Here is a 13,156-nt window from a genome sequence, read left to right on the forward strand (position 1 = left end):
TTGCCTAATTGACCGGATCCCGTTATGCGCTCACTTGTTCCCCTCGCTCTAATCCTGTTGCTTACCGCATGCGGCGATGGCGAATCGCTGCTGCCGCCCGATGCCCGCTTGCCGGACGGTGGGCGCTATCGCGGTGATATGGTCGACGGTTTGCTACAGGGCCAGGGTCGCATCGACTACCCGAATGGCGGCTGGTACGTCGGGCAATTCGACAAGGGTCAGTGGCATGGCCGGGGTGAATGGCACGGCAGCAATGGCGAGGTCTATCGCGGACAGTTCGAGCACGGGCTGTTCCACGGCCAGGGCACCCTGACCACCAGCGGCAGCAGTTACACCGGCGGCTTCAAGCTCGGTCGGCGCGACGGTGAAGGCACGCTCAAAGAAGGCGGCATGACCTACCGTGGTGAGTTCAAGGCCGACCAGTATTCCGGGCTCGGCCGTCTGGAACTCGAAGACGGCAGCCAGTACCAGGGCCAGTTCGCCCACGGCAAACCCAACGGCGAAGGCCAGCGTGGCGATGCCAGCGGTAACCTGTTCACCGGGCACTTCGTCAATGGTCAACTGGAGGGCAACGGCACCTTCAACAGCGCCGAAGGCGACCAGTATGTCGGCGCTTTCAAGCAAAACCAGTTGCACGGCAAAGGCCGCTACGAAAATGCTGACGGCGATGTCTGGATCGGCCAGTTCAAGGAGGGTGCGCTGACTGGCAAAGGTGAGCTGATCGGTGTCGATGGCAGCCATTATGTCGGCCAGTTCAGTGACTGGCGCCTCTCTGGTCAAGGCCGTTTGAACCTCAGCGATGGCAGTTTCTATGTCGGCCAGTTCGATAATGACAACTATCAGGGCTATGGCACCCTGGTGCGCCACGATGGCGTGGTGCAAAGCGGCTATTGGGTCAACGGCCAACGGGTGCGCGACGCCAGCGGCAAGCTGCTGCCTGATACCCTGGAGGTCGGCGTGCTGGCTCAGGGCCGCTTGCTCGAACAGGCCCTGGCCAATGTGCCCGCTTCCACCTCTGCGGTGGAGTTGTACAGCCTGACGCTGGCGGGTGACGGCAAACAAAGTGTGTTCCTGCGCGAAGCCGACTACGTCAGCAATATGCTCGCCAGACGCTTTGGCGCCTATGGTCAGATCCGTCTGGTCAATCACCGTGACCATCTGGGCGAGCGCCCCATGGCGAGCCGGGAAAGCCTGCGGCGCGCAGCACTGACCCTGGCCGAGCGCAGCGGCCCGGAAGATTTGCTGTTCATCTACCTGACCAGTCATGGCACCCACCAACATGAATTGGTGCTGGATCAGCCGCGCCTGGAACTGGCCGACCTGCCGGCCGACGAACTGGCCTCCGTGCTCGCGCCACTGAAGAATCGTGACAAGGTCATTGTGATCTCGGCCTGCTATTCCGGTGGTTTTATCCCTGCACTCAAAGATGACCGGACGTTGATCATGACCGCCCCGCGGACTGATCGGGTGTCCTTCGGTTGCTCGGAAGAGGCCGATTTCACCTACTTCGGCGACGCCCTGTTTGCCCAGGCATTGAACCAGACCGACGACCTCCAACAAGCCTTCGTCCTGGCCAGGGCAACGGTCGCCGAACGGGAACTGGCCGACAACTTCGAAGCCTCGGAACCGCAGATCTGGGCACCCAAGGCGGTCCTGGCGCGCTGGCAGTTGTTACGCAAGCAGCAAGCACGCAAGGCCCTTGAAAACGCCGCCTTAAAAGGCCCGCAAGCACTAAAAGTAGGCGAAAGTGCCACGTTGAAAGGCACGCAAGCAAAGTACAACTAAGCTGAACAGTATCAAGGGAGAAACACTATGTACTTGACGCCTCAGCATGTCTTGCTTGCCGGAGCCACCGGTCTGACCGGTGAACATCTACTTGACCGGCTGCTCAACGAGCCGACGATCAGCCGTGTATTAGCACCCTCACGCAGGCCATTGGCCAGGCATCCTCACCTGGAAAACCCGGTGGGCGACCCCGATGTCGTTCTTCCAAAGCTCAGCGGACGCGTCGATATCGCTTTCTGCTGCCTGGGGACCACGATCAAAAAGGCTGGTTCCGAGAATGCCTTCCGCGCGGTGGACCTCGACTTGGTCGTAGCCTTTGGCAAACGCGCCCGGGAAATGGGTGCACGGCATCTGATCGTAATCAGTGCCATCGGCGCCGATCGGAGGTCCTCGGCGCTCTACAACCGCGTCAAAGGCGAAATGGAATATGCCTTGAAAGCCCAGAACTGGCCGCAGCTGACCATCGTCCGCCCGTCCCTGTTGCTGGGTGAGCGCTTGGAACCGAGGCTGGCCGAACAACTGGCTGGACCATTTTCCAGACTGTTACCCGGCAAATACCACGGTATCGAAGCCTGTCAGCTGGCCCGAGCCATGTGGCGCCTGGCGCTGGAAGAACAGGATGGAGTGCGAATCGTCGAGTCGGATGAGTTGCGCAGGCTGGGCAAGTAAGATCAAAAGATCGCAGCCTATCGGCAGCTCCTACATTGACCGCGTACACCTGTAGGAGCTGCCGAAGGCTGCGATCTTTTGGGTGCTACAACCCACCCGTCGCCTGAAACTCAACCCCGATCACCGTCAACAACGACAGCGGCAACAGCAAGGTGTCGAGCAAGGCGCTGGCCGGCAGGTCGACGCCGGGATAGCTCGGCGCTTCGGCGCCGAAACGGTCCATGGCACAACACCCGCCCTGCATCGCATACCAATCCAGACGCGTGCCCGAGTACACGATCGGCGCCCCCGGCTTGGCGGCGTCCAGGGTTCGGGCCGTGGCGCAACCGGCCAATTGCAGGGCCAGGACCAGGCTCAGTAGCTTATTCATCGCTGCTCAAATGATGTTCGCCCCACCGCGGCAGCATGTCTTGCGGGATGTTCAACAGATTGAGAATCCGCGCCACCACGAAGTCCACCAGGTCGTCGATGGTCTGCGGCTGGTGATAGAAACCCGGCGAAGCCGGCAGGATGGTCACGCCCATGTTCGACAGCTTGAGCATGTTCTCCAGGTGGATGCTGGAATACGGGGCCTCACGCGGCACCAGAATCAGCTGCCGACGCTCCTTCAAGGTGACGTCCGCCGCGCGCTCGATCAAGTTGTTGCACGCGCCGCTGGCGATTGCCGCCAGGGTACCGGTAGAGCACGGCACCACGACCATCGCACTCGGCGAGCCAGAACCGGAGGCCACCGGCGACATCCAGTCTTCCTTGCCATACACGCGAATCTGCCCGGCGGCGGCGCCGGTGTATTCGGTGAGGAAGGCCTGCATCATCTGGGTCTTGGGCGGCAGCAAAACGTCGGTTTCGGTGGCCATTACCAGTTGAGCGGCCTTGGAGATCAGGAAATGTACTTCGCGGTCCTCACGCACCAGACAGTCGAGCAGGCGTAAACCGTATTGCGCGCCAGAGGCGCCGGTCATTGCCAGGGTGATGCGTTCCGGACCGTTGTTCATTGCAGCGCCTCGGCCAGTTTGCCGTGCAGGCCGCCGAAGCCGCCATTGCTCATGATCACCACGTGGGTTCCGGGTTTGGCCTGGCTTTTCACCCGCGCGATGATGCCTTCCAGCGAATCGCTGACGATCGACGGCACGCTGCACAGCGCCGCAGTCGCACCCAGGTCCCAACCGAGGTTGGCCGGCGCGTACCAGATCACCTGATCGGCATCGACCACACTGTCCGGCAAGCCATCACGATGGGCACCCAGCTTCATGGAATTGGATCGTGGTTCGATGATCGCGATCAGCGGTGCATCGCCGATGCGTTTGCGCAGGCCATCAAGAGTGGTGGCAATCGCCGTCGGGTGGTGAGCAAAGTCGTCATAGATGGTAATGCCGTTGACTTCAGCAACCTTTTCCATTCTACGCTTGACGCTTTTGAAGACGCTCAACGCGGCGATGCCCATGGCCGGTACTACGCCAACATGGCGTGCCGCCGCCAGGGTGGCCAGGGCGTTGGCGACGTTGTGCTGACCGGTCATATCCCAGTCGACCACGCCTTGAGCCACGCCTTCGAACATCACTTCAAACTTCGAACCGTCTGCGCTGAGCAGCTTGACCTGCCATTGGCCGCCGACGCCAGTGGTTTGCACCGGGGTCCAGCAACCCATGTCGATTACCCGCTGCAATGCTGGCTCAGTGGTCGGATGGATCACCAGGCCTTCACTCGGAATAATCCGCACCAAGTGGTGGAACTGCCGCTCGATGGCTGGAAGATCGGGGAAGATGTCCGCATGATCGAACTCAAGGTTGTTCAGGATCGCCGTGCGCGGGCGATAGTGGACGAACTTCGAGCGCTTGTCGAAGAAGGCGCTGTCATATTCATCGGCCTCGATCACGAAGAACGGCGTATCGCCCAAACGCGCCGACACCGCGAAGTTCTGCGGCACTCCGCCGATCAGGAAGCCCGGGCTCATGCCGGCATGCTCCAACACCCAGGCGAGCATGCTGCTGGTGGTGGTCTTGCCGTGCGTACCGGCTACCGCCAGCACCCAGCGACCTTGCAGCACATGGTCGGCCAGCCATTGCGGGCCGGAAACGTACGGCAGGCCTTTGTTCAATACGTATTCGACCGCCGGATTGCCGCGAGACATGGCATTGCCAATCACCACCAGATCCGGGGCCGGATCGAGTTGGGCAGGGTCATAGCCTTGAGTCAGCTCAATGCCCTGCGCTTGCAACTGGGTGCTCATCGGCGGATAGACATTGGCATCGGAGCCAGTCACGCGATGGCCCAGCTCTTTGGCCAGAACCGCCATCGAACCCATGAAGGTGCCGCAAATACCAAGAATATGAATGTGCATAGTCGACCTCGTAAAACATCGAGGCAGGTTAGCGTAGAGGGCTGGAAATCGCACCTGATGTTTCAAGAACACCACTGAGCCTGTCGCCGTTCTACCGCGCGATTCCATGCTTGCGCAGCTTTCTATAAAGGGTATTGCGGCTGACTCCCAACTGCTCGGCGGTATGGGTCATGTGCCAGCGCTGTTGCTCCAGGGCGTTGAGCAGCGCCAAACGTTCGGCGTCGTCCAGCGGCCGCTCGGAAGGCTCGTCGACGGCCATCAGCAGCGGAGCCGGCCGGCTTTGGCGGATCATCACCGGCAAATCCTCGAAGCCGATCCGCTCGTCCTCGCACAGCGCAGCCAAAGTCCGCAGCACGTTGCGCAATTGCCGCACATTGCCCGGCCAGGCGAAGTCCAGCAGCGCCTGACGCGCGGGCCCATCGAGCAGGACGATTTGTTCGCCGGCCTCTTCGGCCAGCAAGAAGTCCAGCAACTGCGACTTGTCGCTGCGCTCGCGCAACGCCGGCAAGGCGATTTCCAGGCCGTTGAGCCGGTAATACAAGTCCTCGCGAAAACTGCCGTCCTGCACCCGATCGAGCAAGTTACGGTGGGTCGCGCTGATGATTCGCACGTTGACCGCCTGGGGCTCGCCGCCGATGGGCACCACCAGCCGATCCTCCAGTACCCTTAATAGACGGGTCTGCAAGGCCAGCGGCATGTCGCCGATTTCATCGAGAAACAAGGTGCCGCCATCGGCCTGTTGCAACTTGCCGCGCATGCCTTCTTTACGTGCGCCGGTAAAACTGCCGCCGCGATAGCCGAACAGTTCACTCTCGATCAGGCTTTCCGGGATCGCCGCGCAATTGAGTGCGACAAAGGCTTTATTCGCTCGCTGACTGGCCTGGTGCACGGCCTTGGCGAAGGCTTCTTTGCCGGAGCCGGTTTCGCCATTGATCAGCAGCGGCACATCACGTTCGAACACCCGCAGAGCCTTTCGGAAGTCGTTTTGCAGCGCCGCATCGCCCAGGCAGATGCCGGACAGCCGCGCACGCTCAGTCACCTGCGGAGTTGGAATAAACGGCACCGGAACACTTCGCGGCTGCCCCCGCAGCACTGCGAACAAGCCACGCCCGTCGCGGGTGCGCAGTGGCCAACTGGCGCTGGCGTTCACGCTGGCGCGCCCCAGCAGTTCATCCAGGGAGCAATCGAAAAAAGCTTCCACCGGTTTGCCAAGCAGCCCGCCGCGCACATGCCCCAGCAGATTCAAGGCACTCTGGTTGACCGCACTGATCCGCCCTTCGCCGTCAAACGCCAGCAACCCTTCGCTGAACAGCCCCACGGACTCGGCCTGCAAGTGAAAGCGCAGCAACCATTGGTTGTCGAAGTAACGCAGGAAATAACAGCTCTCGATCATCTTCGCCGAGAGGTTGACCAGTGCCATGGTGTGGAACTGGCTCTGACGCGAGACTTCATGGCGCGCCGATGACACGTCGAGCACCGCCAGCAACTCACCATGGGGGTCGAACACCGGACTCGCCGAACAGGTCAGCCCGGTGTGGCGACCGCGAAAATGCTCGTCCTGATGAATGGTCAGCGACTGGCGCTCCACCAGGCAGGTGCCAATGCCATTGGTGCCTTCGCAGGCTTCACTCCAGTCCGCACCGAGCCAGAGTCCGGCGCGCTCGAAAATCTTCCGTTCGGCGGGCGCGGTGACGCAGTTGAGGATCACCCCACGGGAATCGGTCAGCAACACGGCATGGCCGGCACCGGAGAGTTGCTGATGCAGGCTGGCCATTTCGTTGCCGGCGATCTGCAGCACTTGCTGCAAACGCTCGCGGCTTTCCAGTACGCGACCATGCTCAAGCACCGTCGGCGCGATGCTCAGGGCCGGATCGAGATGATAATCCTCAAGGCAGCGCAGCCAGGAACGGGCAATGGACGGATCGCTGCCCGGGCCATGCAACTGGGTTTTGCCCTGAGTCACCGTCAACACCTGCCGGGCGTGCCGACTCAGATGATTGTTGTGCATTTCTTATTGTTCTCCCGGCAGAGCCTGGCTCGCTCCTGTGTAGGACCACTCGGACGCCCAGCATCCTCCAGCCTCCGACGCATTGCAATCCCGGCTCGACGCCGAGTCACAAGCTGTACCGCTTGTGGCACAAAGTGTCACCCGGGCCGTGCCAGAACTGTCACAGCGAAGATCAACTCGTCTCGCTGAAAACTCGTAACCCATTGATTTTATTGACCTACAAAGCACTGGCCCGACCTTTGCTCTAAGCTTATACAAGCGCTACAGCGCGTTTCCTCCGAATAAACACAAAAGCCAGGAGATACCCACCATGCGTTACGCTCACCCCGGTACTGAAGGCGCAATCGTTTCGTTCAAGAGCAAATACGGTAACTACATCGGCGGCGAATTCGTCGCGCCTGTCAAAGGTCAGTACTTCACCAATACCTCGCCGGTAAACGGCCAACCTATTGCAGAGTTCCCGCGCTCCACCGCCGAAGATATCGACAAAGCGCTGGACGCCGCCCACGCTGCCGCGGATGCCTGGGGCGCGACCTCGGTGCAGGCCCGCTCGCTGGTGCTGCTGAAAATTGCCGACCGCATCGAACAGAACCTGGAAGTTCTCGCGGTCAGCGAGTCCTGGGACAACGGCAAAGCCGTGCGCGAAACCCTGAACGCCGACATCCCGCTGGCCGCCGACCACTTCCGCTACTTCGCCGGCTGCATTCGCGCCCAGGAAGGCAGCGCCGCGGAAATCGACGGCAACACCGTGGCCTATCACATTCATGAACCACTGGGTGTGGTCGGGCAGATCATCCCGTGGAACTTCCCGATCCTGATGGCCGCCTGGAAACTCGCTCCAGCCCTGGCCGCCGGTAACTGCGTAGTCCTCAAGCCTGCAGAGCAAACCCCGCTAGGCATCACCGTGCTGATGGAACTGATCGGCGACCTGCTACCGCCTGGCGTGCTCAACGTGGTGCAAGGTTTCGGCCGTGAAGCCGGTGAAGCCCTGGCCACCAGCAAGCGCATCGCCAAGATCGCGTTCACCGGTTCCACCCCGATCGGCTCGCACATCATGAAATGCGCGGCTGAAAACATCATCCCGTCGACCGTTGAGCTGGGCGGCAAGTCGCCGAACATCTTCTTCGAAGACATCATGCAAGCCGAACCGACCTTTATCGAAAAAGCCGCCGAAGGCCTGGTACTGGCGTTCTTCAACCAGGGCGAAGTCTGCACCTGCCCATCACGGGCATTGGTGCAAGAGTCGATCTACGACGACTTCATGAAAGTGGTGATGAAGAAAGTCCTGGAAATCAAACGCGGCGACCCGCTGGACACCGACACCATGGTCGGCGCCCAGGCCTCCGAGCAGCAATTCGACAAGATCCTGTCCTACCTGGAAATCGCCAAGGGTGAAGGCGCCGAACTGCTGACCGGCGGCAAAGTAGAGAAACTCGAGGGCAACCTGGCGACCGGGTATTACATCCAGCCGACCCTGCTCAAGGGCACCAACAAAATGCGCGTGTTCCAGGAAGAAATCTTCGGCCCGGTGGTGAGCATCACCACCTTCAAGGACGAAGCCGAAGCCCTGGCGATTGCCAACGACACCGAGTTCGGTCTGGGTGCCGGTCTCTGGACCCGTGACATCAACCGCGCCTACCGCATGGGCCGGGCGATCAAGGCCGGTCGTGTGTGGACCAACTGCTATCACCTGTACCCGGCGCACGCCGCGTTTGGTGGTTACAAGAAGTCCGGCGTCGGTCGTGAAAACCACAAAATGATGCTCGATCACTACCAACAGACCAAAAACCTGCTGGTGAGCTACGACATCAATCCACTGGGCTTCTTCTAAGCAAGCCGCCCCCCCTGTGGGAGCGAGCTTGCTCGCGATAGCGGACTGACAGTCAACATCAATGTTGAATGTTCTGCCCTCATCGCGAGCAAGCTCGCTCCCACATTAGATCTTCGCAAACTCCGCTACACCCATCCGACCACAACGTCGGACAAAACAATAAAAACAGGTGAACTGCTATGCCTAGCGAACCTATCGGCGCCCCGGCGGCCGGCGCTTCCGTCGACTTCGAAAAAGTCGGCTCCGAATACTTTCAGCAACGCGAATTGAAAAAGGGTGCCGCAGGCTGGGTCCTGCTGGTCGGCCTGGGCGTTGCCTATGTGATTTCCGGTGACTATGCCGGCTGGAACTTCGGCCTGGCGCAAGGCGGCTGGGGCGGGATGTTTCTCGCCACCCTGCTGATGGCCACCATGTACCTGTGCATGTGCTTCTCGCTTGCCGAGTTGTCCTCGATGATTCCCACCGCGGGCGGTGGTTATGGCTTTGCACGCAGCGCCTTCGGCCCCTGGGGCGGCTTCATGACCGGCACGGCGATCCTCATCGAGTACGCCATCGCGCCCGCGGCGATTGCGGTGTTCATCGGCGCCTATTGCGAGTCGCTGTTTGGTATCGGCGGCTGGATGATCTACCTGGCGTTCTACATCATCTTCATCGGCATCCATATTTTCGGGGTCGGTGAAGCGCTCAAGCTGATGTTCATCATCACCGCCGTGGCAGCCATTGCCCTCGCGGTGTTCCTGATGGCGATGGTCCCGCACTTCAGCGTCGCCAATCTGCTGGACATTCCGGTCACCAGCGCTAAAGGTGCCAGCAGCTTCCTGCCGTTCGGTTATGTCGGCGTGTGGGCGGCGATTCCCTACGCGATCTGGTTTTTTCTGGCCGTCGAAGGCGTGCCCCTGGCAGCCGAAGAAACCAAAAACCCGAAACGCGACCTGCCTCGCGGCTTGATCGGCGCGATGCTGGTGCTGGTGAGCTTTGCCTTGCTGATTCTGGTGATCGGTCCCGGTGGTGCCGGTGCCAATGCCCTGATGACGTCCGGCAATCCCTTGGTGGAAGCTCTGGCCAAGGCCTACGGCGGTTCGACCTGGATGGGCCACTTCGTCAATCTGGTGGGCCTCGCGGGCTTGATCGCCAGTTTCTTTTCGATCATTTACGCCTACTCGCGGCAGATTTTCGCCCTGTCCCGCGCCGGTTACCTGCCGCGCAAGCTGTCCGAGACCAACAAAAGCAAAGCGCCGGTATTGGCACTGATCATCCCCGGCATCATCGGTTTCGGCCTGTCGCTGACCGGCCAGGGAGATTTGCTGATTCTGGTGGCCGTGTTTGGCGCCACCATTTCCTACGTGCTGATGATGGCCGCCCACATCACCCTGCGCATTCGCCGCCCCAAAATGGAGCGCCCATACCGTACACCGGGTGGCATCTTCACCTCCGGCGTAGCTCTGGTGCTGGCCTGTGTCGCGGTTGTGGCAGGCTTCCTGGTCGATCCGCGGGTGGTCATTGGTGCGGTGATCATCTATGGAGTACTAATTGCTTACTTTGCTTTCTACAGTCGGCATCACTTGGTAGCAGGTACGCCGGAAGAAGAATTCGCGGCCATTCAGAACGCTGAAAAAGCCTTGCACTAACCGCCGAAAACCACGACGCAGGTATCGCCTGCGTCGTCATGGAGAACCTGTATGGCAAGTTTTTCCCACTCGGTCGGCACCCAGACCTATCGCTTCGACAGCCTCAAGGAGGTCATGGCCAAGGCCAGTCCGGCCCGCTCCGGAGACTTTCTGGCCGGTGTCGCTGCGCTCAACGATGGCGAACGGGTCGCCGCGCAGATGGCCCTGGCCAATATCGAGCTCAAGCACTTCCTCGAAGAGATGCTGATCCCCTATGAAGTCGATGAAGTGACCCGGCTGATTATCGACAGCCACGACACCGCTGCTTTTTCCGTGGTCAGCCACCTCACCGTCGGCGGTTTTCGCGACTGGCTGCTCAGCGACGCGGCCGATGAGCAAAGTCTGCGCGCGCTGGCGCCGGGCTTGACCCCGGAAATGGTCGCTGCCGTGTCGAAGATCATGCGCGTGCAGGACCTGGTGCTGGTGGCGCAGAAGATTCGTGTGGTCACCAAATTCCGCGGCACCATGGGCCTGCGCGGGCGCCTGTCGACCCGCCTGCAACCGAACCACCCGACCGACGAACCGGCCGGGATCGCCGCGAGCATCCTCGACGGCCTGCTCTACGGCAATGGCGACGCGATGATCGGGATCAATCCGGCCACCGACAGCACCGCCTCGATCTGCGCCATGCTGGAAATGCTCGACGCGATCATCCAGCGCTACGAAATCCCCACCCAGGCCTGCGTGCTGACCCACATCACCACCTCCATCGAGGCGATCAATCGTGGCACACCGCTGGATCTGGTGTTCCAGTCGATTGCTGGCACCGAAGCGGCCAACGCCAGTTTCGGGATCAATCTGAATGTCCTGCAGGAAGGTTACGACGCCGGCTTAAGCCTCAATCGCGGGACGCTGGGGCAGAACCTGATGTATTTCGAGACCGGCCAGGGCAGCGCCCTGTCGGCCAACGCCCACCATGGCATCGATCAGCAAACCTGCGAAACCCGCGCCTACGCCGTGGCACGGCACTTCAAGCCGTTTCTGGTAAACACGGTGGTCGGCTTTATCGGCCCGGAATACCTCTATAACGGCAAGCAGATTATCCGCGCCGGGCTGGAAGATCACTTCTGCGGCAAGCTGTTGGGTGTACCCATGGGCTGCGACATTTGCTACACCAACCATGCCGAGGCCGACCAGGACGACATGGACACCCTGCTGACCCTGCTCAGCGTGGCGGGGATCAACTTCATCATGGGCATTCCCGGCTCCGACGACATCATGCTCAACTACCAGACCACCTCGTTCCACGACGCGCTCTATGCCCGCCAGACCCTGGGCCTCAAGCCAGCACCGGAATTCGAACAATGGCTGGCGAAAATGGGCATCTTTACTCAAGCGGATGGCAAAGTGCAGTTCGGCAACAGCCTGCCACCCGCCTTCCGCCAGGCCATGGCGCAACTGGGATGAGTGATCTATCGATGGATAAGCCTCCTACCGACAACCAGAACCCCTGGCTGGAACTGCGCCGCCTGACCCCGGCCCGGATCGCTCTCGGCCGCACCGGCACCAGCCTGCCGACTGCTGCGCAGCTGGATTTCCAGTACGCCCACGCGCAGGCCAGGGATGCGGTGCATCTGCCCTTCGATCATGCGGGCCTGGGCACGCAACTGGCCGAGCGTGGGCGCGACAGCCTGTTGCTGCACAGCGCCGCGACCGATCGCAACAGCTATCTGCAACGCCCCGACCTCGGCCGACGGCTGAGCGACGAGTCGGCGCAAAAACTGCGCGAGCATGCCCAGGCCAATCCCGGCGGCATCGACCTGGCGGTGGTGGTGGCCGATGGCTTGTCAGCGCTGGCTGTACATCGCCATACCCTGCCCTTTCTGGCACGCATGGAAGAACAGACTCAGGCCGAAGGCTGGTCACTGTCGCCGGTTATCCTGGTGGAACAGGGCCGGGTCGCGGTGGCCGATGAAATCGGCGAACTGCTCGGCGCCAGGATGGTGGTGATCCTGATCGGCGAACGCCCCGGCCTCAGCTCGCCGGACAGCCTCGGCCTGTACTTCACCTACGAGCCCAGGGTCGGCCTGACCGACGCCTACCGCAACTGCATCTCCAATGTGCGGCTGGAAGGGCTGAGTTATGGCATGGCCGCTCATCGTCTGCTGTACTTGATGCATGAAGCCTGCCGCCGGCAGCTGTCAGGGGTCAATTTGAAAGACGAAACACAGGTTCAGACCCTGGATTCGGACACTGCCGTCCACTCAAACGGCAACTTCCTACTCTCAAAACCGGTGTAATTGGCGGGATCCTGATTGCGCTTTTTACAGGCTTTAGGCAGCATCGGATCACGGCTGCTCGAGTAATGATCCGTTTTGCCGTACCCACTTCAAGTTGAGGCCAATCATGCGGATTACTCAAGCGACCCTGGAACACCTGGACTTGCTGACCCCCTTATTCGTCAAATACCGTGAATTCTATGGTGCGCTGGCGTATCCCGATTCCTCCCGCGTCTTTCTCGAAAAGCGCCTGCGACGCAAGGAATCGGTGATCTACCTGGCCCTGTCCGATGAAGACAACGGCAAGTTGCTGGGCTTTTGCCAGCTGTACCCGAGTTTTTCCTCCCTGTCGCTGAAACGCGTGTGGATTCTCAACGATATATATGTTGCCGAAGAATCCCGTCGACAGCTGGTGGCCGACAACCTGATCCGCACCGCAAAAAAAATGGCCAAGGAAACCCATGCCGTGCGCATGCGGGTGTCCACCAGCAGCAACAACGAAGTGGCGCAGAAAACCTACGAATCCATCGGCTTTCGCGAAGACACCGAATTCAAGAACTACATACTGCCTATCAGCGACGAGTAGTCACCCGGCGACGAGCTGTGGTGAGAGGGATTGCCCTGATCATGTAGGAG

General features: G+C 60.6%; 11 protein-coding genes. 7 read left to right on the forward strand and 4 right to left on the reverse strand.

Features of this window, described 5'->3' with window-relative positions; all coding sequences use genetic code 11:
- Positions 1-24: 24 nt before the first annotated feature.
- Both F8N21_RS05845 and F8N21_RS05850 read left to right on the forward strand, forming a co-directional pair.
- The gene (locus F8N21_RS05845) at positions 25-1,785 is read left to right on the forward strand and encodes a C13 family peptidase (protein ID WP_150641230.1); all 1,761 of its coding nucleotides are present in this window, start codon (positions 25-27) and stop codon (positions 1,783-1,785) included.
- Positions 1,786-1,812: 27 nt separating this feature from the next.
- Positions 1,813-2,454: an oxidoreductase gene (locus F8N21_RS05850; protein WP_150641231.1), complete on the forward strand. Its 642-nt coding sequence runs from the start codon at positions 1,813-1,815 to the stop codon at positions 2,452-2,454.
- A gap of 85 nt (positions 2,455-2,539) precedes the next feature.
- On the opposite strand, the gene F8N21_RS05855 is transcribed toward F8N21_RS05850, so the two are convergent.
- The 4 genes from F8N21_RS05855 to F8N21_RS05870 form a co-directional block, all read right to left on the reverse strand.
- Positions 2,540-2,824 (reverse strand): YceK/YidQ family lipoprotein, encoded by a 285-nt coding sequence (locus F8N21_RS05855; RefSeq protein WP_150641232.1) that lies wholly within the window; start codon positions 2,822-2,824, stop codon positions 2,540-2,542.
- The gene (gene ubiX / locus F8N21_RS05860; protein WP_150641233.1) at positions 2,817-3,449 is read right to left on the reverse strand and encodes a flavin prenyltransferase UbiX; all 633 of its coding nucleotides are present in this window, start codon (positions 3,447-3,449) and stop codon (positions 2,817-2,819) included. Before ubiX ends, F8N21_RS05855 begins: the two co-directional genes overlap by 8 nt.
- The gene (gene mpl / locus F8N21_RS05865; RefSeq protein WP_150641234.1) at positions 3,446-4,795 is read right to left on the reverse strand and encodes a UDP-N-acetylmuramate:L-alanyl-gamma-D-glutamyl-meso-diaminopimelate ligase; all 1,350 of its coding nucleotides are present in this window, start codon (positions 4,793-4,795) and stop codon (positions 3,446-3,448) included. Before mpl ends, ubiX begins: the two co-directional genes overlap by 4 nt.
- 91 nt (positions 4,796-4,886) lie before the next feature.
- Positions 4,887-6,803 carry a sigma-54-dependent Fis family transcriptional regulator gene (locus F8N21_RS05870; RefSeq protein WP_150641235.1) on the reverse strand — a complete coding sequence of 639 codons (1,917 nt, stop codon included), beginning with the start codon at positions 6,801-6,803 and terminating at the stop codon, positions 4,887-4,889.
- 310 nt (positions 6,804-7,113) lie between these two features.
- On the opposite strand from F8N21_RS05870, the gene F8N21_RS05875 reads away from it, so the two are divergent.
- The 5 genes from F8N21_RS05875 (at position 7,114) to F8N21_RS05900 (ending at position 13,106) form a co-directional block, all read left to right on the forward strand.
- The gene (locus F8N21_RS05875) at positions 7,114-8,634 is read left to right on the forward strand and encodes an aldehyde dehydrogenase family protein (RefSeq protein ID WP_150641236.1); all 1,521 of its coding nucleotides are present in this window, start codon (positions 7,114-7,116) and stop codon (positions 8,632-8,634) included.
- A gap of 179 nt (positions 8,635-8,813) precedes the next feature.
- On the forward strand, positions 8,814-10,262 hold the full coding sequence (gene eat / locus F8N21_RS05885; protein WP_150641237.1) for an ethanolamine permease: 1,449 nt from the start codon (positions 8,814-8,816) through the stop codon (positions 10,260-10,262).
- Positions 10,263-10,313: 51 nt separating this feature from the next.
- On the forward strand, positions 10,314-11,708 hold the full coding sequence (locus F8N21_RS05890; protein ID WP_150641238.1) for an ethanolamine ammonia-lyase subunit EutB: 1,395 nt from the start codon (positions 10,314-10,316) through the stop codon (positions 11,706-11,708).
- Between the two features lie 11 nt (positions 11,709-11,719).
- Positions 11,720-12,541: an ethanolamine ammonia-lyase subunit EutC gene (gene eutC, locus F8N21_RS05895; RefSeq protein WP_150641242.1), complete on the forward strand. Its 822-nt coding sequence runs from the start codon at positions 11,720-11,722 to the stop codon at positions 12,539-12,541.
- A 106-nt stretch (positions 12,542-12,647) separates the two neighbouring features.
- A complete protein-coding gene (locus tag F8N21_RS05900) occupies positions 12,648-13,106 on the forward strand; it encodes a GNAT family N-acetyltransferase (RefSeq protein WP_150641239.1) in 459 nt (152 codons plus the stop codon).
- The last annotated feature ends 50 nt before the right edge of the window (positions 13,107-13,156 follow it).

Origin of the sequence: Pseudomonas fluorescens (assembly GCF_902497895.1) — a bacterium.
GTDB lineage: Bacteria > Pseudomonadota > Gammaproteobacteria > Pseudomonadales > Pseudomonadaceae > Aquipseudomonas > Aquipseudomonas fluorescens_BP.